The 24,788-nt window shown below is 47.9% G+C and carries 20 protein-coding genes; 10 read left to right on the top strand and 10 right to left on the bottom strand.

Annotated features, from left to right (window positions below; translation table 11 throughout):
* The first annotated feature begins 273 nt into the window (after positions 1–273).
* From KXJ70_RS05375 to KXJ70_RS19300, 6 genes are all read left to right on the top strand, one after another.
* Entirely contained in the window at positions 274–708 is a 435-nt protein-coding gene (locus KXJ70_RS05375) for a pilin (protein ID WP_219042414.1), read from the top strand.
* 87 nt (positions 709–795) lie between these two features.
* The gene (locus tag KXJ70_RS05370; RefSeq protein WP_219042413.1) at positions 796–2,733 is read left to right on the top strand and encodes a tetratricopeptide repeat protein; all 1,938 of its coding nucleotides are present in this window, start codon (positions 796–798) and stop codon (positions 2,731–2,733) included.
* A gap of 38 nt (positions 2,734–2,771) precedes the next feature.
* The gene (locus KXJ70_RS05365; protein ID WP_219042412.1) at positions 2,772–3,617 is read left to right on the top strand and encodes a glycosyltransferase family 2 protein; all 846 of its coding nucleotides are present in this window, start codon (positions 2,772–2,774) and stop codon (positions 3,615–3,617) included.
* 70 nt (positions 3,618–3,687) lie between these two features.
* The gene (locus tag KXJ70_RS05360) at positions 3,688–5,418 is read left to right on the top strand and encodes an ATP-binding cassette domain-containing protein (protein WP_219042411.1); all 1,731 of its coding nucleotides are present in this window, start codon (positions 3,688–3,690) and stop codon (positions 5,416–5,418) included.
* Positions 5,405–6,559 (top strand): CDP-glycerol glycerophosphotransferase family protein, encoded by a 1,155-nt coding sequence (locus tag KXJ70_RS05355; protein ID WP_219042410.1) that lies wholly within the window; start codon positions 5,405–5,407, stop codon positions 6,557–6,559. Before KXJ70_RS05360 ends, KXJ70_RS05355 begins: the two co-directional genes overlap by 14 nt.
* Before the next feature lie 9 nt (positions 6,560–6,568).
* Positions 6,569–6,814, top strand: a complete 246-nt coding sequence (locus tag KXJ70_RS19300; protein ID WP_255558193.1) for an FAD synthase family protein — start codon at positions 6,569–6,571, stop codon at positions 6,812–6,814.
* A 152-nt stretch (positions 6,815–6,966) separates the two neighbouring features.
* Here the strand turns inward: KXJ70_RS19300 and KXJ70_RS05345 are convergent, their stop codons facing one another.
* Positions 6,967–7,875 (bottom strand): glycosyltransferase family 2 protein, encoded by a 909-nt coding sequence (locus KXJ70_RS05345; RefSeq protein ID WP_219042409.1) that lies wholly within the window; start codon positions 7,873–7,875, stop codon positions 6,967–6,969.
* Positions 7,876–7,957: 82 nt separating this feature from the next.
* On the opposite strand from KXJ70_RS05345, the gene KXJ70_RS05340 reads away from it, so the two are divergent.
* The gene (locus KXJ70_RS05340) at positions 7,958–8,878 is read left to right on the top strand and encodes a stealth family protein (protein ID WP_219042408.1); all 921 of its coding nucleotides are present in this window, start codon (positions 7,958–7,960) and stop codon (positions 8,876–8,878) included.
* A 46-nt stretch (positions 8,879–8,924) separates the two neighbouring features.
* Positions 8,925–10,883 (top strand): acyltransferase family protein, encoded by a 1,959-nt coding sequence (locus KXJ70_RS05335; protein ID WP_219042407.1) that lies wholly within the window; start codon positions 8,925–8,927, stop codon positions 10,881–10,883.
* 165 nt (positions 10,884–11,048) lie between these two features.
* Here the strand turns inward: KXJ70_RS05335 and KXJ70_RS05330 are convergent, their stop codons facing one another.
* The 9 genes from KXJ70_RS05330 to metG all read right to left on the bottom strand — a co-directional run bounded on the left by KXJ70_RS05330 (position 11,049) and on the right by metG (position 22,714).
* Entirely contained in the window at positions 11,049–12,137 is a 1,089-nt protein-coding gene (locus tag KXJ70_RS05330) for a UDP-N-acetyl glucosamine 2-epimerase (RefSeq protein WP_219042406.1), read from the bottom strand.
* An 88-nt stretch (positions 12,138–12,225) separates the two neighbouring features.
* A complete protein-coding gene (locus tag KXJ70_RS05325) occupies positions 12,226–13,530 on the bottom strand; it encodes a nucleotide sugar dehydrogenase (RefSeq protein ID WP_219042405.1) in 1,305 nt (434 codons plus the stop codon).
* 966 nt (positions 13,531–14,496) lie between these two features.
* Positions 14,497–15,210, bottom strand: coding sequence for an electron transport complex subunit E (locus KXJ70_RS05320; RefSeq protein WP_219042404.1), 714 nt, complete (start codon positions 15,208–15,210; stop codon positions 14,497–14,499).
* Entirely contained in the window at positions 15,207–15,881 is a 675-nt protein-coding gene (gene rsxG, locus KXJ70_RS05315; RefSeq protein WP_219042403.1) for an electron transport complex subunit RsxG, read from the bottom strand. Before rsxG ends, KXJ70_RS05320 begins: the two co-directional genes overlap by 4 nt.
* Entirely contained in the window at positions 15,878–16,927 is a 1,050-nt protein-coding gene (rsxD, locus tag KXJ70_RS05310) for an electron transport complex subunit RsxD (protein WP_219042402.1), read from the bottom strand. The genes rsxG and rsxD overlap by 4 nt, the downstream gene beginning before the upstream one ends.
* Before the next feature lie 21 nt (positions 16,928–16,948).
* Positions 16,949–19,318: an electron transport complex subunit RsxC gene (gene rsxC / locus KXJ70_RS05305; protein ID WP_219042401.1), complete on the bottom strand. Its 2,370-nt coding sequence runs from the start codon at positions 19,316–19,318 to the stop codon at positions 16,949–16,951.
* Positions 19,315–19,923 (bottom strand): electron transport complex subunit RsxB, encoded by a 609-nt coding sequence (gene rsxB / locus KXJ70_RS05300; protein ID WP_219042400.1) that lies wholly within the window; start codon positions 19,921–19,923, stop codon positions 19,315–19,317. The genes rsxC and rsxB overlap by 4 nt, the downstream gene beginning before the upstream one ends.
* A gap of 9 nt (positions 19,924–19,932) precedes the next feature.
* Positions 19,933–20,511 (bottom strand): electron transport complex subunit RsxA, encoded by a 579-nt coding sequence (rsxA, locus tag KXJ70_RS05295; protein ID WP_219042399.1) that lies wholly within the window; start codon positions 20,509–20,511, stop codon positions 19,933–19,935.
* Between the two features lie 172 nt (positions 20,512–20,683).
* Complete coding sequence (gene metG, locus KXJ70_RS05290) at positions 20,684–22,714, bottom strand: methionine--tRNA ligase (protein WP_219042398.1); 2,031 nt, start codon at positions 22,712–22,714, stop codon at positions 20,684–20,686.
* A 181-nt stretch (positions 22,715–22,895) separates the two neighbouring features.
* Here metG and apbC point away from each other — a divergent pair, with 181 nt between their 5' ends.
* Both apbC and dcd read left to right on the top strand, forming a co-directional pair.
* Positions 22,896–23,993 carry an iron-sulfur cluster carrier protein ApbC gene (gene apbC / locus KXJ70_RS05285; protein WP_219042397.1) on the top strand — a complete coding sequence of 366 codons (1,098 nt, stop codon included), beginning with the start codon at positions 22,896–22,898 and terminating at the stop codon, positions 23,991–23,993.
* 53 nt (positions 23,994–24,046) lie between these two features.
* Complete coding sequence (gene dcd / locus KXJ70_RS05280) at positions 24,047–24,613, top strand: dCTP deaminase (protein ID WP_219042396.1); 567 nt, start codon at positions 24,047–24,049, stop codon at positions 24,611–24,613.
* Positions 24,614–24,788 lie beyond the last annotated feature (175 nt).

The following is a 24,788-nucleotide window of genomic DNA, read 5'->3' as shown; positions in this document are numbered from 1 at the left end:
GTGCCTAAAGATTGATTAAGCACTAGTGCTTGAGTTAGTTACTTATGAAGCTGACATAATCTGCGGCGGGTGACATTTTTTGTCAGTCTTATGCCGGCGCTCAACTCCCATTGACGGGGCTCTAGATGGTTGGCGCGCCTAGAAAACAACCTTATAGCGCGACATTCTCCATCTGTAAGTGTTTCTTTATATGTTGGCATAGTTATTGTATGTCGATGCTTAGTGATAATTCATTGTCACACCAAGAAATGACTAAATTTGCCGGAGTTCATTATGAAAAGAACACAACAAGGTTTTACCCTTATCGAATTGATGATCGTTGTCGCGATTATCGGTATTTTGGCAGCTGTTGCTCTTCCTGCTTATCAAGATTACGTTTCACGCTCGCAAGCTGCTGAAGCGATGAATTTGGCTGGTGGTTTGAAGATCGCCGTAGCGGACTCTTATTCTGATAAGGGTGATTTTGATGATGCTTCATCTGGAAGCGATGGTATTCCCGCTGCTGCCTCTGTTTCTGGTAAATATACGACTTCGGTTACTGTTGCTACTGGTGTCATTACTGCAACCATTGGGGGAGATGCGTCGGCCACGATTTCCGGTCAAGTTATTACCTTGTCCCCAGTTACAAATGACGGTTCATTGTCATGGAACTGCAGCTTTGATGGTGAGTTAAAGTACATGCCTTCTTCTTGCCGTACTGCATCATGATTTAGCCTTTTTCAAAGGTCGGTAGTGCGAAAGCCCATTCATACGTGAGTGGGCTTTTTTATTTTGGCTTCATATTTTGGTTTAGTAATGGCTGTTCCTGGAAAAAATAGAAGTTTCGCATGGGTGATGTTGGTGCTCGTTGGTGTGCTGGTCGTCATAGTTTATTGGCCAGGCATGTACGGACCATTTTTATTTGATGACTTTGGTAATTTAGATAAGTTGGGGGCACTTGGTGGCGTAGATAATTGGGCGACATTTAATGCTTTTGTATTCGGCGGTACCTCGGGGCCAACGGGTCGACCGATCTCGTTACTAAGTTTTTTAATGAATGCCCAGAATTGGCCTGCAGATCCGTTCCCTTTTAAATTAACAAACCTAGCCGTTCATGTACTTTGTGGTCAATTGGTATACCTCATTTGCATCCAAATTTTAAATTTTCTTAAGATTGCTGACGGCAGGAGCGTTATGTTGATTTCTGCTACGACTGCGGGAATCTGGTTGCTTCATCCCTTTTTAATCTCTACGACCTTGTACGTTGTGCAGCGCATGGCCCAGCTCGCGGCATTGTTTTGCTTTGCTGGTATCGCGGGCTATTTATACGGTCGGTCATTGATATTCATTAAACCCATGAAAGCCTATTTTATCATGGGTATAAGCGTTGGCGTGGGCACTGTTCTAGCGATGTTTTCTAAGGAAAATGGCGCGTTGTTGCCGATGCTGGTCTTAGTATTGGAATTTACGATTTTAGCTAATGATACAAAGCACAATACTGAATTAAACAAAATTTGGAAGTTTTTGTTCTTACAGCTTCCGTCAATGTTAATTGCTGGATACTTGATTTGGCGAGTAGTAGACGGCGGCTTGTACAGGGTAATTTCAAGCCGTGGATTTAGTATATATGAGCGTCTTTTAACCGAGGGGCGCATTCTACTGGACTATCAATCACGTTGGTTTTTTCCTCGTCTCTATACTGGGGGAGTGTTTCAAGATGACTATTTAAAGTCGACTGGGATTTTTAATCCTATATCGACATTCTGGGCCTTAGCTTTTCACTCTGTGTTGCTAATTTTCTTTTTTTGGATAAGAAAACGATGGGCACTTTTAAGTTTTGCTGGTTTGTTTTTCTATGCGAGTCACTTAATAGAGTCTACAACCGTACCTTTGGAGCTCTATTTTGAACATAGGAATTATCTTGGAGCGGCATTTTTAATACTGCCTTTCATTTATTTGTTATATAAGTACCTTTCTGCTTCATTAGCTATTGTTATGTCGTTATTGATTTTCTTATTACTGGGAACGATGACATTTAATGTAGCGAAAATATGGTCAAACTACGATTCAATGGTTTTGTCATGGGCTAGCCTTTCTCCAAACTCGTCTCGTGCTCAACAACAAGCTTCAATGCAATTATATAATAGCGGAAATATAGACGCAGCAATTCGAGTTACCAATGAAGCCATCGCGAATAATCCGAAGGCATTTGATTTGCGAGTCTGGGAGCTAATTGTAAGTTGTCAGGTTGGCAGGGTGGGTGCGATTAATGTTGCTGAGGCTATTACTTTAGCCAAAGTAACTAAATACGATTTACGTACATTTGAATACTATAAGTTCTTAGTAAATACAGTTCACCGGCATAATTGTGAAAACTTAGCGTTGTCAGATACGTTTTCAATTGTATCGGCATTGCTCGAGAATCCGGTTAATGCGAATACTCGGTCCGCACGGTACGCCCAAATTCACTATCTTTTGGGAGTGCTTTCGGTATATCAGGGTGATGTAGAGTTGGGGCGACAATATTTTAAAAATTCGCTTTCTGCAAGACCATCACCAGACTCAGCGATGTATATTGCAGCGTTACTCGCTACGGAAGGTTATTATAAAGAGGCTTTGGATTACGCTGAGTTGGCGCGAAGCTATATATCAAAAGGCCGTTTAGGGGCGTCGAAGCGGACGAGTGAAGATTTCAAGCTTGAAATAGATGAGTTTGAGAAGGTTGTGCGCAAAGACCTTCAGCAGGGCGAATAAATTCAACGGCAAATTAACGAAGAGTGCGGTAGTTATTAATGATTAGTGTAGTTATCCCGGCAAAGAATGAAGCAGCTACAGTTGCTATAGTAGTTACGGCAATTAAAGAGCAGTTTCCTGAGGCAGAGATTATTGTTGTTAACGATGGCTCAAACGATAACACGGGAGAGTCAGCCTATTCCGCAGGGGCGACGATAATCAACCATCCTTACCCTAAGGGCAATGGTGCATCTATAAAATCCGGTGCTAGAGCGGCAGTCGGCGACACAATTATTTTTATGGACGCCGATGGCCAGCATGATCCCAAAGATATTGGCTCATTATTGACGGAGATTGATGAAGGCTATGATTTGGTAGTTGGCGCGCGCCAGCCTGGCTCTCAAGCAAGTGTCGGGCGTGGATTGGCTAATAGCCTTTATAATAAGCTGGCAACATATATGACTGGTCATAAAGTCGAGGATCTAACATCGGGTTTTCGCGCGGTGCGTGCTGAGAAATTTAAAGAATTTCTTTACTTATTACCGAATGGTTTTTCCTACCCAACAACGAGCACAATGGCATTTTTTAGGGCAGGTTACTCTGTGAAGTATGTACCGATTCATGCCGCACAAAGAGAAGGTAAGAGTCATATCAAACCCTTGAAAGACGGTATGCGATTTTTGTTAATCATCTTTAAAGTAGCTACCCTGTATTCGCCGTTAAAATTATTTACTCCTGCGGCGGCGCTCTTCTTTTTGCTTGGTTTGGGTTGGTATGGATATACATTCACAGTGATGAGCAGATTTACGAATATGAGCGCTCTATTGTTAACCAGCGGGTTCATGCTGTTTATGATGGGTTTGATATCTGAGCAGATAACTACGTTGATGTATAAAGAGCGTTGATACAAAACCATGAGCTATTTGCACGTATTATCAGCTGTTTGCAATTACAACAGTCTGCGCGAGTCTGAAGATGTATTCTGCGATTAAATCCGCATTCGGCTTGCTAACTGCAAAGCAGCGGCGTGAATACTGGCTTGTTGCAGTTTTGTTGAGCATTACCGCTATAGCAGATTTGATTGGTATTGCGGCCGTCATCCCGGCCATCACATCCCTGATTGACTTCGAAAGTGCTGTGGAAAAAGGTTACTTGCATACATTGTATGTGTGGCTTGGAGAGCCGGAGAAGTCAAAATTTCTGGCGATGACTACATTGGGTGCAGTTGGCTTTATATGGGGTGGCGCACTTATGACCACACTGGGAGTCTTTGCTCGGCAACGTTTTATTCGTCGAGTAAGTGCTGATATCTCAGCGAGAGCCTTCAACTTTTATATGGTGCAATCAATAGAGCCGTTTTATAGTCGTCCTGGGTCGGAGTTTTTGCGCAACGTCAATGGCGTCAGTGAGCGCGTGTCAGCCGGCATTATCGATTCGAGTTTCGTTATACTTTCCCGTTCCGTGCAGCTTGGCGTAATTGCTGCGCTACTGATGGCATTCAATGTGCGCGTCACTCTCTTTATCCTGCTTATTATTGCGGGAGCCTACTTCCTCGTGTACTCGCTGATTAAAACAAAGCTAAAGAGCATGAGTGCTGAAAATTTCGAATCTCAGAAACAGCTCAATCAGATGATCACTGGCAGCTATGCGGACTATCGGAACATTCATATTGATGGTCGCTTGAGAGATTACCTGGAGCATTTTCGGCAGATCAAAACAGGGACCTCCAGGAAAACCGCCAATATCGAAATTCTCGGCACCATTCCGCGAAACTTCATTGAAGTATTGGGAATGACGCTGTTGTTGATTGCGGCATACTATCTTGGGAAATCAGCTGACAACCCCCATCAATTGGTAACGACGATTTCACTCTTCGCCATAGCGGCCTACAAAATCCTTCCAGCGGCTCAGCAAATCTACCACGCCGTCAGTAAGGTCACCGGTGCTACAGTGGTTTTTGAAAGAGTGAAAGAAGAATGGAAATCGCTTCCCTTCACGGCGTCGATGACGGCGCCTTCCAGGGCAGTCGATGATTTCAGGCAACTGAGCCTGGATGGATTGTGCTATGCCCACCATGGGCAAGACTGGGTGATCCAGAATCTAACTGCAGATCTTACGCTTACCGGGGTAGTGCGAATAAATGGGCCATCGGGTGCCGGTAAGACCACCCTTATTGAGCTGCTGGCAGGCTTACGTAAGCCCCAGCTCGGAACAATCCGCCTAGATCACGGGGATCTGAATGATATTCCTCGGCCCCAGTGGTGGGCTTCCATTGCTTACGTCAACCAGAATGGTTACCTGTTTGAAGGCTCCTTGCTGGAAAATATTGCGGGTAGCGCTAGCACCTACGATGCGCCGCTATATGACAGTATCTATGATATCTGCGGCTTAGACTCATTGCCCGGTGGCGCAGTCAGCGAAGGTGCGACCAATCTTTCTGGCGGACAAAAATGCCGAGTGTTAATTGCCAGAGCGCTCTATAAAAAGGCGCAACTGCTTTTCCTGGACGAGAGCCTTGCTCCCTTGGATGTTGGTTCGGCTAAAGCCATTCTGCGTGGTATTCAGCAGACCTTTCCCGCTTGCTGCATCTTTATCATCAGCCATAGAAGTGAGGAGCTGGAGAAGGGGCATCAAGAACTGATGCTGCAGCCGGCTAATGCACAAACATCAATCACATCAAGTGCCAGCGGCCATGAAAATCCATAAGGTCAATCCGTGGCACTGGCTATGGTTAGTGCTACTGACCCTCAATACCTTGTTGGCGGTGGTGTTGCGACGATTTATAGCCAGCGACAATCGGGTGGTACTCTATGCTCACAAGCTCAATGGTAACCTTGGTGCCATATACCGCGAGAGCTTGAAATATGATGAGTTGAGCCTGACCTACCTCACCATGGATTACTCATACTATCGACAGTTAAAAAGTGAGGGCGTATCGGTGGTCTGGGCAGGTAGTCCTCAAGGATTAATACTGCTCGTTAAAGCGAAGGCGCTCATCAGCGACCACGGCCTTCATTCATTGGTCTTGTTGCTGGACTATTCTTCCCTGAAGTTTATCGATGTCTGGCATGGAATACCCTTCAAAGGCTTTGATAAAAGCGATTTCAAAGTACAACACCGCTATGACGAAATCTGGGTGGCGTCAAATTTTATGGCCGACCTGTATGAGAATAAGTTTGGTTTTAAGCGAGAAAAACTGAAAGCGGTCGGCTATGCCAGAACAGATGTGCTGATCAATCCTGGAGCAATCTGCCGGAACGAGCTGATGCGGGAGTATGATTTTCCTGTCGCGGACAAAAAAATCGTCCTGTATGCGCCAACATGGAAACAGGACGACACAGCGAGAAGCCTATACCCCTTTGGCATGGTAGAGGCTGAGTTTCTTCATGCGCTCAGCCAGATGGCGGAAGAGCAGAACTGCCTATTTCTGATACGCATGCATTTGAACGCGACCTCGGAGCACCGCGAGCGATTCGACAATGTATATACAGTGCCAGCTGATAAATACCCAGATACTGAGCGACTGCTCCTGTTGAGCGACATCTTGATATACGATTGGTCATCGATAGCGTTTGATTTTCTGCTGTTGGATCGCCCCACGATATACCTTGATGTGCCACCACCATTTAGAAAGGGATTTAGCTTGGATGGCAGCTACCGGTATGGCGAAGCAGCCACTGACCTCGCGGGGTTTAAATTGGCAATCGCAAACGCAGTTGAAACGTCAGAGGCTGGGCGGCTAAGCGTTGATGAGCGACGTAAGATGATAAAGACAATAGTTTATGAGAGCTATGCAGACGGCTCATCATCCGATAGGGCGTGTAAGGAATTATTTAGAATTGTATGAGGGCTGCCCATGAGTAAAGTGGTGATAACATTTGGGACCTTTGATGTATTTCATGTGGGGCATTTGAGAATATTGCAAAGAGCTAATGCGCTTGGTGGTAAGCTGGCGGTTGGGGTGTCTACGGGCAAATTGAACTGCGAGAAGAAAGGCAGACTTCCAGTTTATTCCGAGCATGAGAGGATAGAGATCGTGTCAGCTGTAAAGTATGTTGATGAAGTATTCTTTGAAGAGAGTTTGGAAGAGAAATCCGGATAGGTTAAGTTTTTCAAAGCCGATATTCTTGTGATGGGGGATGATTGGCGTGGAAAATTTGATTGTTTTAGTAATGTTTGTGATGTTGTGTACTTTGAGAAGACTCCTGCGATATCGAAGACCGAGCAGATTGAAAAAATAAAAATATAATATGGTTACTTATATTCTTGATAGTAATTTTTTGACAGTGCAGTAAGCATTCCTAGTCTCTTTGAAAATTTTCTCAAAGCGTTAAAGCTGGATTTTCTATCTATAGGCAAAAAAACTACATACTGCGTAATAGCATATGAAGCCAATAAAAAATTTCGTAAAATAAAAATAGGGAGGTGATTGATACTATTCTGTTCAACTGAAATTCTAGTCATACCTTGGCCGATTCGATATGATCTTTTTAAAAGCCAAGCCGAACATGCTCTGGACTCCGGGACTTCTTCTGTAACAATTGCTTCATCGGTCCAGATGATCTTCACATTTTTGTTTGATAATCTTCTAAAAAATTCTGAGTCGCTACCTCCTGTGAGTCCGTACTCTTCTTTAAAATAGAATTCTTCTGTAGGAATTAAACATTTTTTCAGTAATACATTCCCCGTTCGAGTGGTGGATAGGATAGTGCCTGTAGCATATCTAGTTCGATCAAAAAAATATCCATTTGATATCCATGCTGGCGTGTGTTCTGAAAATCTAGATAGAACTGGGCCGGCTGATACGGCCGATTGATATAGTTCGATGCTATTAAGGTGTGTAAAGAGCCAGTTGTGGCTTGCATCTTCATCGTCGTCTATGAATGCGATGAAATCTCCAGATGAATGTTCTAAACATTTATTTCTGGCTTTGGCAATATTTTTATCGGGTTCGCATAAATAAAGAAATCGTGGGTTAGGCCTGTTTTGATCGCTGAAATTTGCAACGACTGTCATGGCTGATTGGTTGGCGTCATTGTCTGTTACAATTATGGTGCAATCATAACTGTCAATTGATTGTTGGTTTAAAAGACTTTCGATGCATTTTGATAGTAAGATGGGTCGTTTGTAGGTGCAGATGCAAATGTCGATTCGTATTTTCATTATGTAACAAATGGGTTCATGATGATGGCGTTTTAATGGTATATGATTTTCAAGTTTGTGCAACCAGACATAGAGTTATTTTATGGAGATAGATGTCGTATTTACTTGGGTCAATAGCAGCGACCCAGCTTGGCGTATTCTTCATCAAAATGCGTCATTGCGCAGTGAGGGCAAGGATTTATGGCACAGCAGCGTTAACTCCGGAGCAAGATATCGAAATAGAGGGGAGCTGGTTTATTCAGTTGCCGCTGTCAGAAAATACTGTCCGTGGGTCAGAAACATATTTATCGTCTCTAATTGCCGTTTGCCAGAGCGTTTGGAAGAGTACAACATTCTTCCCGTCAGTCATGAGGAAATATTTCCGGATGAAAAGTGTCTTCCTTGTTTTAATTCTCGAGCGATTGAGAGCTGTTTGCATAGGATAGATGGATTGTCAGAAAAATTTATCTATTTTAATGACGATGTATTCGTTGCACGGCCGGTTGGTTTCGACAAATTCTTTGATAGTAGTGGGCGCCCAAAAGTATTTCTAACGCGCCATGATATTAAATATTGGGGAGACGATAGAAGGCCTGTTGATTATGCAGCGGCGAGGGCGGGGGAGCTAATTTTAAGAGATTTTGGAGTGGTCCCTGATAAAAAACTTCATCACGCGCCTTTTCCTATGCTTCGATCGATAATGTGTGAAATTGAGGAGAGGTACGTTGATGAGATCGTTACTACCAGAAAGAGTCAGTTCAAGTCGAGAGACGATCTTCCTGTAGCAACTACAATGCAAGCTTATTACGGGCTTAGTACTGGTGCTAGTGTGCTTGGGTCTATAGATTGTCGATATGTGGATATAGGTGATCCTCTTGGCATGCTTCTTTTGAGTCCTGTGTCGGGAATACGGCGTCGAAAATATGAAGTATTTTGCCTTAATGAAGTAAATGATATTAAGTTTTGTTCATCCCTGCGGGACTGGCTCGTCTCGCGCTTTCTTGAAAAATATTTTGGTGAGTAAGGGTTGATTTTACCCTATTTCGATTTGGCTGAAGTGTTGTGACATCGTGAGTACATTAGACAGAGTAAATTTACAAAACGCAGTAACTCGAGTTGATATTCAAATTTTACGCGCCATTGCTGTCCTTGTCGTTGTTTTTTATCACACTCAGCTTGGCATCTTTGATGCCGGATATCTAGGCGTTGATATTTTTTTTGTTATATCGGGATACTTAATTACCCTACAAATAGTGCGATCCTTGGATTCCGGGAACTTTTCGTTTATTGGGTTTTACTCGCGTCGTGCGAGAAGGCTTCTTCCAGCCTTTTTTAGTACGCTATTGGTCACTATCTCTCTGGCGCCTATTTTCCTGACAAATGAGCAGTGGGGTGATTTTGTTAATCAAGTTTGGGCGGCTGTTTTATTTTCGGAGAATTTAGTTCTTCCGTTTCAATCGGGTTATTTCGAAAACGCAGCTCATACCAAACCGTTGATGCACATATGGTCTCTTTCGTTGGAAGAGCAGTTTTACTTTATTTTGCCAGCAATTTTGTTTTTTTTCTCTGCGAAAAGAACCTTTGTTTTGGCAATGCTTTTTCTAATAAGCCTAGGGATGTGTTTTCTTGTAGTAAGTGATCAGATAAATGCCCTGCCAATAAAAAACTCTATTGATAACCAAGCTTGGGCATTCTATTTATTGCCTTATAGAGCTTGGGAAATGCTTTTTGGATCGTTATGCGCAGTTTATTTTCAGTCGCAAGGGGGGGGGAGATTCCCTTTCTTTGTGAAGGGCGTGCTTTCTTTTTTTTTGATATGCTTGTGTTTTAAGAGTATATCGCTGCAGAGTCCTGGTTTTGACTCTGTTTTGGTAGTGTTCATTACAGGTATGGTTTTATTGGATAAGAGGCAGATATTTCCGAATAATTTTATCATACGAAGTCTTTGCAAAATTGGAGATTGGTCATATTCGATTTATCTAATACATTGGCCATTGTTTGTGTTTTCGTCCCTTTTCTTTTTGGGACGCATACCTATATATTTTTCTTTTTCTCTTGTTGTAGTGAGCATACTCCTAGGTGGTTTACAGTATAAGTACATTGAGAGTAAATTTAAAAATATTATATTTGGGAGAAAGCGAGTTGCGATTGGGCTGATTTCGCTCGCAGCACTATCGTGCGGTGTAATACCTGTCGCAATCGAAAAGCAATATGAAAAATATTCACTGTCTTCAGATGCTGCCGGCACGCCGGGGCGAAATTACGGGTTGTCTAGAAAATGTAGATTTGGCTCCTTTGTAGATGGAGTGCTGGAGGGAGAATGCCGGACGGCAGAAAATCCGACTGTGGCCGTTTGGGGGGATAGCTACGCTATGCACATTGTCGCTGGCGTCTTGCAGGCCGAGAAGTACTTGGTGCAACTTACCATGTCGAGTTGTGCTCCGGCTTTGGAATATTCTCATGTTAATAAAGATTTCCCTCTTGCGCGTGCTCGACTTTGTAATTCTAATAATCAAAAAGCATTGGATTATATACTTAATAAAAGTAGTATAAATTTGGTTATTATTTCATCTCAGTTTAGTTACTATGGGGATGATGGGAATATGTTTCTCTCGGAAGGTCAACTGAAGAGGTTTGATCGAAGTGACTTCATTGCGCGCTGGGTTGATGTGATATCAAAGATCGAAGAGGCTGGTAAAAAAGTCGTCATTGTCAGCCCAACTCCTCAAACTGAAGATGCAGTTGATATACACGGCTGTTATATGCGAGCTCTTGAAGGCTTAGTTACTTTTTTGGATGGTTGTACTATCCCCATGTCGGCAAGTTCCGTCCGGCAGACATTAAGCCATCAATTGGTTGGTGCTATTGCAGAGAGGGCAAGTGTTGATGTTGTTTGGCTGTACAAAAAATTATGTAGTGCAGAACGATGTGAAACCAAAATAGGTGATATTTTCCTCTATAGAGACTATGGGCATTTGACTCCTGAAGGTTCGATAATGTTATTAAAAGACGTTGTTTGGCCAAATTAATTCTCGGGGAGCCCCCCCTTTTTTTTGATAATGCCAATCCTCTGCAATAGGTCTGATATAAGCCTGTATTCGGTTAAATTGTCGGAACGCTTCACTTGGCAAATGGTTGCTGCTCACGAGAGATCTTCTTTTGGTATTCCCTCCTACTACGAGCGGCATTTTTATTTAGGGGTTGGATTTTTGTCTAAGATTTTTAACGATCACGGTGCTCGGTTGATGCTTCAGCAATTGTGGCTCCTTTTTGTAATTTTTGTAGTTATCGTAGAATTCTGATGCGATCTTGAGGCTGTATTCACTAATTACGCAGTTGCTTCCGAGTCCTTCTCCTCGTTCACTAGTTTTTCTAAAGAGCAGTGTTGGCTTTCCTAGATAGGCGCATTCTTCTTGGTTACTACCGCCATCACTAATCACAAATTCGCTGTGCTTAATTAGTTTAATAAACTTAAAGTAGTCGTAGCGTGGGCGTAGTTCAATGTTCGGATTGTTTGCTAGCCGATTGTAGAGGTCTAATTTTTTGAGTTTCTTTTCTGTGGGGTTGTGCAGGATAAACAATAGTTTGATGTTATGTTTTGCACTCTCTTCAATCAAATTTACTACTCGCATTAGGGCGCGTTCGTTGCGTATGTTTTCAAATCGGTGGAGCGATACTACCGCGTAGGCTTCTTGTGGAATGTCTACCTCGCTTGCATCTATGTTTTTTTCCGCCAAGCGCAGCGCATCGAGCAGGGTATTGGCGCCTGTGCTGATTTTAGCGCCCGGATACTTGGATACATTTTTTATCGCGTTGTCGTCTGGACAGAAGTAGTAGTCACTGAGCCTGAATACCAGAACGCGGATCAATTCTTCGGGGAAAGGATGGAACCAGTTGTGCGATCTGAGTCCTGATTCGACATGGCCGACAAGTAACCGCGCGAATTTCCCCATAAAGGCACCCAGCAGGGTTGAAAACGTATCTCCATGGACGAGAACAATGCCTTTTTTTTGTTCTCCAAAAATTTTCTGCTTTTTGAATAAGGTCATTAACAGTATTCGACTTGCCCACACTGTCATGCTCAGAATTGAGGTAATGTCTTTGCCGTTGTAAAGAGTGTAGTCAGGCCTTCTCAAGCCGAAGTTGTCCAGAAGCTCGTTCATCGTGTCACGGTGCTGGCCTGTAGAGATAAACCTGTAAGGGGTGCCTTGTGTATTGAGTTCAACCATGACTGGCGCCATTTTAATCAGTTGAGCTTTGGTGCCAAGGATTATATGAATCACTTGTTGTCCTTGTATTAAGGTATTCGGTTAGTAGTGGCTTTCATCACGACAATGCTAGGCCTCTGCAAGTAATTATCGAGTCGCTTTTCTATGCGGAAATAATATGTGCGTCGTGAGCCAAGCGGTTTCGGGTATCGATTACCAGTTTGCTATTTCTTGCGATTATTGAGCAGTCAAAGCTATCGTGGTCAGTAACCAATATTGCGCAATCATATTGTTGGAGATTACCTGGTGTTAATTCGATGGATTGCATATTAAAAATGTAATCTCGTTTCTTTGGAAACAACGGTATATGCGGATCACTGTAATCTACATTAGCGCCTTTTGTTTTGAGCTTAGCGATAATTTCGAACGCTGGAGCTTCGCGCGAGTCACTAACATTTTTCTTGTAAGCCAAGCCCAAAATTAAAATTCTGCTGCCTTTAACCGCCTTCCCGTGTTCGTTGAGTGCATCTGTGGTTTTTTGCACCACCCATTCCGGCATGGCGCGGTTTACGTCACCAGCTAGCTCTATAAAACGAGTATGTATGCCGTATTCTCGCGCTTTCCATGTTAGATAGAATGGGTCGATGGGTATGCAGTGTCCGCCTAGGCCGGGGCCGGGCGTGAATTTGGTAAAGCCAAAGGGTTTGGTGGCGGCGGCATCGATGACTTCGTGGATGTTGATGCCCATTTTGTCGGCGACGATTTTCATTTCGTTGACTAGGCCGATATTGACGGCGCGATAGATGTTTTCTAGCAGCTTGGTCATTTCAGCTGCTTTAGTTGAGCTGACGGGTACTACTGTATCTATAATGCTTTCGTATAATTTCACACCAGCGTTCAAGCAAGCGGGTGTTTCGCCGCCGCAGACTTTTGGTATTGTTTTGGTTGTATAGCTGCTATTGCCGGGGTCTTCTCGCTCGGGGGAATAGACTAAAAAGTAATCTTCGCCAATGGTGAAGCCTTTGGATTCAATTAATGGGCGGACGAGTTCTTCAGTTGTGCCGGGGTAGCTAGTGCTTTCTAGTGACAGAATTTGCTGCGCTTTTAAATGCGGTAACAACTGCGAGACGGTATTTGTTACGTAGCTCAGGTCGGGTTCGCGGTATTTGTTCAGCGGTGTGGGTACGCAGATGATGATGGCGTCTAGCTGACTGGCTTTTGCATAGTCGCATGTTGCCGAAAAATTGCCCTTTATTGCCGTTTGAATTCGCTCAGCGTTGATATGCTTAAGGTAGGTTTGGCCTTGAGAAAGTTGTTTGGGTTTCGCGGGGTCAGTGTCGAAGCCAATGACTTTATAATTCGCTTCTGCAAAGCAAAGGGCAAGGGGGAGGCCTACGTAACCTAGGCCAAACACGCCGATTACAGTCTCTTTGTTGTTGATTCGTTGTAATAGACTTGCGGAACTCATTTTTTTACCTAGTTTGAGATGTGGCTAATTATTGCTGCGATCAGTTTAGAACTGCTTTTTTACAAGGGCTTAATCTACACTGCTTGTGCAGACTGACGCTAGTTTTTATCTCGTTAATGTAAGTCGATTTGGCTTTTTGTGTGGCTTGTGATGCTGGCCTTTTATCTGGCGTCGGAAGAGTAGGCGGGACGGGAGTCTGGCGTCTGGGGTCAGACGAGAAAGGCGAGGATGGGAGGCGGGGAGCGCTAGTGATGCTTTAGGCTAGACGGAAAACGGGGAACGCTAATAGGCGCAGCGAATACCTTTGGTTTTGACGACTAATGTAGTTGAGTAAGCCCCGTGGGTTGTGGATCCTCAATCGAGTTGAGGATGACGACGGTGGGACGTTGAGGATGACGGCGGTGGGACGTTGAGGATGACGGCGGTGGGACGTTGTTGAGGGCAACACTATACCAAGTCATCCCCGGCTCGGATCGGGGATCCATGTGAGCGCAAGTGAACGCCTTTCGCGTCGGACGCCAGACGTCTGACTTCCGACGCTACTTCGCCGCATTGTGGCGTGCGGCAAAGCCCGAGGTATATGGATCCTCAATCGAGTTGAGGATGACGATGGTGGGGCGTTGAGGATGACGATGGTGGGGCGTTGAGGATGACGACGGTGGGACGTGGAGGATGACAGGTTTGGGTCGTTAATGGTGACGGCTTTTGGGCGTTGATGTTGGAGGACCGTTGATGGCGATGGCGATGGCGATGTGCGTTGATGAGGCGTCGAGGTTGAAGGTGGCGCAACCTCTGCGCCTTCAAAACTGAGCCATTAAAGCCACGTCGTTAAGCAACTACACGCCAGCCCCGACCATTCAAAACTTTAAAAAAACCACCGTCATCCCCGACCGCGATCGGGGATCCAGAGTGAGCGTTAGCGAATTACGTTACGTCAGACGCCCAACTCCCAGCATTCCCAAAGCCTTAACTAATATTCCCAGTCACCCGAACCCGCCGGCTAGTCGGCGCCACTTTCTCCGTCTTCGCCGCTTCGCGATTTTTAATGCCGGTGTCGATGATGTTTTTCAGGGCGATAATCATGCCAGTAAATATGAAAGCGCCGGGTGGCAGTATGGCGACTAGCACGGCGGTGTAGTCGTCTACTAAAACAATTTTCCAGCTTTTTGCGCCTTCGCCAAATAATAAATCCATATTGGCGAAGATGGCGCCGGTGCCGATCACTTCTCTGACGGCGCCTAGCAACATTAGGATGAACGCGAAGCCGACGCCCATAATAAAGCCGTCGTACATGGCGGGCAGGACTTTGTTTTTACAGGCGAAGGCGTCTGCACGACCGAGTATGACGCAGTTGGTGGTAATCAGCGGCAGGAAGATACCGAGTATTTGGAATAGTTCGTAGGCGAAGGCCTGCATGAGCAGTTCTATACAGGTTACCGCTGCGGCGATGATCATGACGAAGGCGGGCAGGCGGATGGCGTCTGAGGCGAAGCTGCGGATCATGGAGACGGCGGTGTTAGAGACGGTAAGCACTAACATCGTGGCTAAGCCCATGCCTAAGGCATTGATGACCGAGCCGGTGACGGCGAGCAAGGGGCATAAACCCAGCAGCTGAACAATGGCCGGGTTGTTTTTCCATAGACCGTTTAGGGAGATCTCGCGGTAACTGATATCACTCATGGTTGAGTTCCTGCGTCGGTATTTACTTGCTGTTCGCTCGTATTTGCTGCGACGGCATTGATGATTTGCGCTTTATTGGCGTCGTAATACTGTAACGCCTTGTGTACGGCGTTGGTAACGGCGCGGGGGGTAATGGTCGCGCCGGTGAATTGGTCGAACACGCCCTTGTCTTTTTTAACCGCCCACTTTGATTCTTCTGGGTTGCTTAGGCTTTTACCCAGAAAGCCATCAACCCAATGACTTTTTTTGTAGTCGACTTGGTCGCCGAGGCCCGGTGTTTCGCGATGAGAGAGTACGCGCACGCCAGAGATGGTGCCATCTTCGGTAATGCCGACAATCATATCGATATCGCCGGTGTAGCCATCACGGGCGGTGGCGGGCAATATGGCGCCGACAAATTCGCCGTTCATGCTGGCGCGGTAGAGCTTTTTGCTTTCCCGCAGGCCTAAGAGCTCACTGTCGCTGGCGCTTATGGCGTCGTCTAGCATGGAGTTGTCGTGGCTCGATTTTGGGAAGAGCTCTAGTAGTGCACTCTCTTCTGCGTGGCGGATATTGTCTTGGATTAAACCGCGGGTCGATAAATACGTTCCCGCGATAACACCGGTGGTGACGACGGCGAAGACGCCGAGCAAAATGCCGTTTTTTGTGATGGATCGGCCGAGGATATTCATGACTTTCCTCCCTGCTGATCTTTTAATTTATGGCCGTAGGTTCGTGGCTGAGTGTAGTGATCAATAAAGGGCGCCGCGAAGTTCATCAATAGTACTGCGAAGGCCACCGCGTCAGGGTAGTTGCCCCACACTCGAATGACGTAAACCAAAATGCCAATCAGTGCGCCGTAAATGACGCGGCCACGATTCGATACGGCAGAGGTAACAGGGTCGGTCACAATAAAAAATGCGCCGAGCATGGTGGCGCCACTGAGCAAGTGAAACAGCGGTGATCCGCCAGAAGCTGAGCTGCCGCCATCGTAAAACAAAGTGGACATAACGGTTAACGATGTCAGCATGCTGATCGGCGCATGCCAGGTAAATACGCGTCGATACAGTAAATACATACCGCCGAGTAAAAAGCCGATGTTAGCCCATTCCCAGCCGATGCCTGCAAATTGGCCGAACTGTGACGACTCCTGCCACAAGTCTTCTATCAGCAGTGAATTGTTTTGTTTGAGCACATCTAGCGGCGTTGCCATGGTGATGGCGTCGATGCTGTCGCGACCGAATCCAAAACAGTAGCGCAGGGCGTCTATCGGCCCTAACAGGTCGCCGGCAAAGCTGCCCTGCGGCGCAAGCCATGTGGTCATTTGTACGGGGAAGGAAATGAGCAGCATGACGTAAGCCGCCATGGCTGGGTTGAATGGATTGTAGCCCATGCCGCCGTAGAGTTGTTTACAGATAAGAATGGCAAAACCGGTGCCGATCATGATCAACCAAAATGGTGATCCAGGTGGTAGCGCGATACCTAATAAAAAAGCGGTGACGAGTGCGCTGTAGTCGTTGAGATAAAATCCGATTGGGCGCTTGCGCCATTTTAAAGCCAGTGCCTCAAATGACAGTGCGGTGATGCTTGCCCAAAGCACGTTGACGAGGCTGCCGAAACCGAAAAACCACGTTAGTGAAAAAAGACCGGGGATGGTTGCCAGCAGCACCAAGCGCATGACTCGCGCGGTGCTCATTGGCCCGTGGGCGTGTGGTGAACTGACTTTTAAAAATCCCATAGTCTCATTCGTGCTCGTATTCTAGGTTTCGCTCAGCGTTTGCTGAGCGGCGGCCAATTTATCTTCTAGTTTAACTAGCGAGTCGGCCAATAGATCGGCTTTGTCATCGCCTTCTGCGCGCGCAGCTTCAAGTTTCTCTTTGGTGCGGGCGATGCGGCTTTCCAGGGACTCGATAGTCTGCTTAATTTTGTCGGCGTCGCTCATATTCGCTTGTGCTTCACGAGCCGCTTTGGCGCGCTCGATGGCAGCTTGAACCGGATCGTCGCTCGCTACCGCTTCGCTCGCACTGCTCGTTTTCAGCGTGGCGAGATGGTCGCTCAGTTCTTTTTTTGCTGTGTCGAGTTTCGCCTGAGTTTTCTCAACACCAGTCGCAAAGGCGGCGACATTGGCGTCGTTCTGCTCCTGCGCCGCGGCCAATTTTTCTTGTGCTGCGCTTAGGCGCTTTTCGGTACTGGCGACGGTATTTTGCAAGCGTGTGGTTTTGTCTTCGTCAGTTTCATCTGCGTTAGCGCCAGCGCGTTTTGCTAGTGCTCTGGTAATCGCAGCCTGCGCGGGATCGGCATTGTCGCTCGCGGGTGACGCTTTTGTCGGCGCTAAACTTGCCTCGTGCTCGCTCAGTTCTTTTTGTATGGCGGCGAGCTTCTCTTCAGTTTTACTAACCGCCGTTGCAAAGGCGTCTGCATTCTCGTTTTGCTGTTCCTGGGCTAGAGCGAGTTTTTCTTTAGCTGCTGAGAGGCGCTTCTCTGCACTCGCTAACAATTTTTGCAAGCGCTCGGTTTTCTCTTGCGGGCTTTCTTCCTCGACATTGCCGTCACGTTTGGCCTGCGCACGAGCGATGGCGGCTTGCGCTGGGTCAGCCGATTCGGCTTTTTTGGCCTTGCTGCGCTCTATTGCCGCTTGAATGATATCGGCCTTGCCGGCTTCTGGTGCGTTTGCCGCGGCGGCTGCTTTGGCTTTCGCCGCTTCCATTCGGGCTGCGCGTTTGGCTTCTTTTTCAGCCTCTTCCTGTTCTAATCTGGCGGTGCGCGCTTCAAAACGTTCTTTTGAGCGCTCGGCTTTAATTTTGTCTTGCTGAGCTTGGCGAATTTCGGCTTTTGATGCGCGGTAGTACTGCACCAACGGGATATTACTTGGGCAGGCAAACGAACACGCACCGCATTCAATGCAGTCGAAAAGCTGATGATTTTCTAATTTTTCGTGTTCTTGGGCGCGCGCGAACCAGTACATTTGCTGAGGCAGCAACGATACAGGGCAGGCTTCTGCACACATGCCGCAACGGATACACGCTTGCGCTGGCGGCGGCGGTGGCAGTTCGGCCACGGTTGGCGCCAGCACGCAGTTACTGGTTTTTACAATGGGTACCGCCGTGTCTTGTAGCGTGTAGCCCATCATAGGGCCGCCCATAATTAAGCGGATGCAATTGTCTTTGTTGAAGCCGCTTTTATCTAATAAATACTGAACCGGCGTACCGAGCAAAACCTCATAATTTTGTGGTTGGCCGCAGGCTTCGCCTGTGACGGTGGTGATCCGTGAAATAAGCGGCTCGCCAAAACGAATAGCGCGGTAAATGGCGGTTGCGGTACCGATGTTTTGACACACAATGCCGACGTCTGACGGTAAGCCGCCGGAGGGGACTTCTTTGCCGGTCAAAATCTGAATCAGCTGTTTTTCACCGCCGGATGGGTATTTGGTCGGGAATACCACAATCTCAATACCCGTGCCTTCAGCCGCTTTTTTAAGCGCGGCTATGCCTTCGGGTTTATTGTCTTCTACGCCAATCAGGGTTTCTTTACTGGGCTTAATCAGGTGCCGAAGTATTTCGGCGCCGGCGATGATTTCCGCTGCGCGTTCGCGCATTAGAATGTCATCGGCGGTGATGTAGGGTTCGCACTCGGTGCCGTTCAGAATTAGCGTTTCTATTGGCTTGTCGTCGCGGGTGCTGAGTTTAACCGCAGCGGGAAAACCCGCACCGCCCATGCCTGCAATACCGGCTTGGCGAACACGGTCGACTAATTCTATCTTGCTGAGCTGGGTGTAATCTTCAATGCCTTGGTGGGCGATCCATTCGTCTTTGCCGTCGGTGTCGATCACAATGCAGCTAGCGCTCATGCCCGATGGATGCGGAATAACGCGAGATTCGATGGCGGCAATAACACCGGATGTTGGCGCGTGAACTGGCGCGCTGACAAAGCCTTTCGCTTCGGCAATCATCTGGCCTTTAAGCACGCGGTCGCCGACATTAACTATCGGGCTGGCTGGCGCGCCGATATGTTGCGCCAGGGGCAGAATGAGTTGCGGCGGAATGCCGGCATTTTCAATTGGGTTGTGTAGCGACTGATGTTTGTTTTCTGCGGGGTGAATGCCGCCGTGAATATCCCATATTTTTCTCATACCGCAGCTCCACTTTGTTTCGTGGTGCCGCGATCCGACGCAATAAGATCTTCTGCCGGCTTGGGCTTGTCCCAATGCCAGGTTTGCAGGCTGGTTTGTATGGGGAGCATGTCGATACAGTCTACCGGGCAAGGTTCTACGCACAAATCACAGCCGGTGCATTCACTGGCGATGACCGTGTGCATGTGCTTGGCAGAGCCGAGAATGGCATCCACGGGGCAGGCCTGAATACATTTTGTGCAGCCAATGCATTCTGCTTCACGAATAAAGGCAACCGAGGGTACGGCTTCTTCAGCGGCGTCTAGTGGCTTGGCTTCAACGCCAAGTAAATCAGCGAGGGCGGCGATGGTGGCTTCGCCGCCAGGTGGACATTTATTGATATCGTCGCCCTCAGCGATAGCTTGCGCGTAGGGACGACAGCCGGGGTAGCCGCACTGTCCGCACTGGGTTTGCGGCAGCAGCGATTCGATTTGCTCGGCGATGGGGTTGCCTTCGGTTTTAAATTTCACCGCGGCGAAACCCAGCAGTGCGCCGAATACCAAGCCGAGGCCGACTAGGGCCAGCAGTGAGGCTAAAAACGGGTTTTGGGCAATCAGTTCAATCATGTTTGCAGCCTATACCAATCCTGCAAAGCCCATAAAGGCGAGCGACATCAGGCCGGCGGTAATCATACCGACGGCGGGGCCTTTAAATGGGGCGGGTACGTCGGCAGCGGTGATGCGTTCGCGCATGGCGGCGAATAACACTAATACCATTGAGAAGCCGGCAGCGGCGCCGAAGCCATAAAGGGTTGATTCGACAAAGCTGTGGTCTTTGTTGATATTGAGCAGAGCGACACCCAATACCGCGCAGTTGGTGGTGATCAGCGGTAAAAATACCCCAAGTACCTTGTAGAGCATGGGGCTGGTTTTGCGCACTACCATTTCAGTGAATTGCACAACCACCGCGATGACAAGAATAAAGGTGATCGTGCGCAGGTATTCTAGGCCGAGTGGAATGAGTAGCCACTCATAGGTCAGCCAGCTGCAAATAGACGCGAGGGTGAGTACAAAGGTGGTGGCGCTAGACATGCCGATGGCAGTTTCGAGTTTATTAGACACGCCCATGAACGGGCACAGGCCCAGAAACTGCACCAGTACGAAGTTGTTAACCAGAATGGCGCTGATTAACAATAGTGAATAGTCTGCTAACACAATTTTTAGCCTCACCTTTGCATCGCTTATGCGAAATCTACTCTGGCTGGGCAATACGCAGTATTACGGGCCAGATCGTCATTATCGGGCGATCTTAGTTTATTTCGATCAAGCGTTCAATTTAAAAAGCGGTAATGCATTTCACCTGCCTTTGCTGGGCAGGTGTCTGCGCTTACTGAATTTTCATGCCCGCTTTGGCGCCGCTGTCGGGGCTGAGCAACCATATCTCTTGGTCGCCAGGGCCGGCGGCGAGCACCATGCCTTCAGACATGCCAAAGCGCATCTTGCGCGCCTCCAGGTTGGCGACCATCACGGTAAGTTTGCCCACCAACTGCTCGGCATTGTACGCGGTTTTAATACCGGCAAAGACTTGGCGAGTGCCCAAATCACCTAAGCTGAGCGTCAGTTTTAGCAATTTGTCGGCGCCTTCGACGGCCTCTGCTGCGACGATTTCCGCCACACGCAAATCAATTTTAGCAAAGTCGGGGTAGGCGATTGTGTCGGCTATACCCGAGTCTTTGTCTTTCGCCGCCTTTTTCGGTTTGGCGGCAGGTGTCGGCGCAGGTGAGTTGTCACTGCTTTCTTCCACCATCGCCGCAACCTTGTCGGCGTCGACTCGGCTCATCATTGCTTTGAATGGCTCAATGCTGTGATTGTGCAGCGGCGCAAACTCGCCCTGCCAAGTCAGTGGGATATTTAAAAATTGCTCGGCCTGCTTAGCTAGTTCAGGCAATACCGGTGAAAGATAGGTGGCGAGTACGCGAAATATGTCGATGCACTGCGACGCGACGTCGGCTGCTTGGCCGATGGTGTCATCGGATTTGGCTAGTTTCCACGGTTCGCAGGCGTCAAAGTATTCGTTGGTGGCGTCTGCCAATGCCATGATTTCGCGCACGGCTTTGCTGTACTCACGCTGCTCGTATAGCTCGGCGATCGATTCGCCTGCGCCAGTGACTTGCTGCCACAGTGTGGCATTGTGCTGGGTGGTGCTGAGTTTGCCGTCATTGCCTTTTTGCACAAACTTGGCGCTGCGGCTGGCGATGTTGACGAGTTTGCCGACCAGATCAGAATTCACGCGATTGATGAAATCTTCCAGATTAAGATCGATGTCATCTACGGCGCCAGACAGTTTGGCGGCAAAGTAGTAACGCAAATATTCGGCGGGTAAATGTTTTAGGTAGGTTTCCGCCTTGATGAACGTGCCGCGAGATTTTGACATTTTCTTGCCGTTGACGGTTAAAAAGCCGTGGGCAAAAATTGCGGTGGGCTGGCGGAAGCCGGCTGAATCCAGCATGGCGGGCCAGAACAAGCCGTGGAAATTGATAATGTCTTTACCAATAAAGTGGTAAAGCTCGGCGGTGGAGTCCGTGCCCCAATATTCATCAAAGTCGCGGCCGTTTTTCTCGCACCAGTTGGCGCAGCTGGCCATATAGCCGATGGGGGCATCTAGCCACACGTAGAAAAATTTACCGGGTGCGCCGGGAATTTCAAAACCGAAGTAGGGTGCGTCGCGGGATATGTCCCAGCTTTGCAGGCCAGCGTCTAACCACTCCCGCAATTTGTTGGCAATTTGCGGCTGCAGTGCGTCGCTGCTGGTCCAGTTGCGCAGCAGGTTTTCAAAGTCGCCGAGTTTAAAGAAAAAGTGCGTGGAGCTTTTTTCGATTGGGGTGGCGCCAGAGATTGCCGAGCGCGGATTAATTAATTCCGCGGGCGTGTACGTCGCGCCACAGGCTTCGCAGTTGTCGCCGTATTGGTCGTCGGTTTTGCACTTGGGGCAGGTGCCTTTGATGTAGCGGTCGGCTAAAAACAAATTCTTTTCCGGGTCGAAAAGCTGGGTGACGTCGCGGCGCTCAATATGGCCGTTGGCATCGAGGCGACGATAAATTTCTTCTGAGTAATGTTGGCACTCACGGGAATGGGTGGAGTGGTAATTGTCGAAGCGGATATGGAAGCCCGCTAAATCACGCTCGTGCTCGGCTTTTACCCGTGCAATTTGCTCTTCCGGGGTAATGCCGAGTTTTTCTGCCGTGAGCATGATGGCGGTGCCGTGGGCGTCGTCGGCGCATAAATAAATGCAGTCATTGCCGCGTAGTTTCTGGTAACGCACCCAAATATCGGTCTGGATAGATTCCAGTAAATGACCGAGATGAAGTGGGCCGTTGGCGTAGGGCAGGGCACTGGTGACCAGAATCTTGCGCGACATGGGTTTCCTTGTTTAGTGGTGCTAGCCGTGACTGCATATAGTCGGTGGCTTGAATGGACTTAAAGGCGCGAGATTATAGCGTTTTTGACTGCTTGGCGCATCTGTCTCGGCGTTGTTCGATATGGGTGCGGGGCGTATACTCGCCGGCTGATTCAATATTTATTAAAGGCAGGGGAAAGATATGACGGCAGCGCTGGAATCCAGAGTACGCGAGCAACTGATGGCGGTGGTGCTGCCCGGTTTGGCTTCGCCACTGGCTGAGCTTGCCGATATTGTGTCTTTGCTTGTCAGCGGCGACCGCGTCGATGTGGTAATTGAGCTTGGTTTTCCCGCAAAAAGTGCGCAGCAGCAATATGAGAAATTATTGTGCGAAGAGCTAAAACAGGTGGCCGGTGTTACCCAAGCGACGGTGCAGCTTGGGTGGAAGGTCGCGGCCTATGCGGCGCAGCAAAATATTAAGAGCATGGAAAATGTCCGTAATATCATTGCGGTCGCGTCTGGCAAGGGCGGGGTCGGCAAGTCTACTACGTCTGTGAATCTAGCCTTGGCTTTGGCTGCTGAAGGCGCGCGGGTAGGATTGTTGGACGCTGATATTTATGGCCCCAGCGTGCAAATGATGTTGGGAATCCCTGAGGGGCAGCGCCCAAAGCAGTATGGCACGCATTATTTATTGCCGATTGAAGCCTATGGCGTGCAGTCGATGTCGATGGGCTATTTGGTGACGGCCGATACACCGATGGTGTGGCGTGGGCCGATGGCGACTGGCGCGCTGCAGCAGTTGTTGAATCAGACGTATTGGCAGGATTTGGATTATTTGATTATTGATATGCCGCCGGGCACGGGCGATATTCAATTGACGCTCTCACAAAAAGTGCCGGTGTCTGGCGCGGTAGTGGTGACGACGCCGCAAGATATTGCGCTATTAGATGCCAAGAAAGGCATTGAAATGTTTCGCAAGGTGTCGGTGCCGGTGTTGGGCATTATTGAAAATATGGCAGTGCACATTTGCAGTCAGTGCGGCCATCATGAGCATGTATTTGGTCAAGGCGGCGGCGAGCGTATGGCGCAATCTTATGATGTGCCGATGTTGGGCTCCCTGCCTCTTTCAATGCAAATTCGCGAGCAGGCAGATTGCGGTAAACCGGTGTTAGCCGCTCATCCAGATAGCGATGCGGCGATGTTATATCGGCAGGTCGCCATCAGCATGACCGCCGAGTTGGCCAAGCGCCAGCGCCTGCAGAGTAATGCTTTTCCGAATATTTCGATCAGCGATGATTAATATCGTCGCCATAGCCAATTTAAAAATTGAAATGAACTACCAGAGGGGATGCAATGAGTATTAAGGCCGACAAGTGGATTCGCCGCATGGCAGAGAGCGAGGGCATGATTGAGCCTTTTGAGCCAGGGCAGATTCGTACTCGCGACGACGCTAAAATTATCTCTTACGGCACGTCTAGCTACGGCTACGATGTACGCTGTTCAAATGAGTTTAAAGTATTTACAAATACCTACTCTGCGACGGTAGATCCTAAAGCGTTTGATGAAAAAAGCTTTGTCGATATCACCGCCGACTACTGCATTATTCCGCCAAACTCCTTTGCACTGGCGCGCACGGTTGAATACTTCCGTATTCCCCGCAGTGTGTTAACCATGTGTTTGGGCAAGTCGACCTATGCGCGCTGCGGTATTATTGTGAATGTCACGCCGCTAGAGCCGGAGTGGGAGGGGCATGTGACTTTGGAATTTTCAAACACCACAACCTTGCCAGCAAAGATATACGCTAACGAAGGCGTGGCGCAGATGCTGTTTTTTGAATCAGACGAAATTTGCGAAGTCAGCTACAAAGATCGCGGCGGCAAGTATCAGGGCCAGACGGGTGTGACTCTTCCAAAGACCTGATGGGCTGTTAGCTTACTTAGGTATCTATGGTCATACCCGACTTGATCGGGTATCCCGAGTAAGCGTGAGCGAATGCTTTTGAATTTTACCAAGCGCGGAGTAAATTAGATTTCGAGGTTTTTGGATCCCCGATCGGGGTCGGGGATGACGGTAATTGGAATTGCTTAGATATCCA

Source organism: Zhongshania aquimaris (assembly GCF_019312595.1).
Taxonomy (GTDB): domain Bacteria; phylum Pseudomonadota; class Gammaproteobacteria; order Pseudomonadales; family Spongiibacteraceae; genus Spongiibacter; species Spongiibacter aquimaris.
This window is presented reverse-complemented; position numbering and strand designations above follow the sequence as displayed.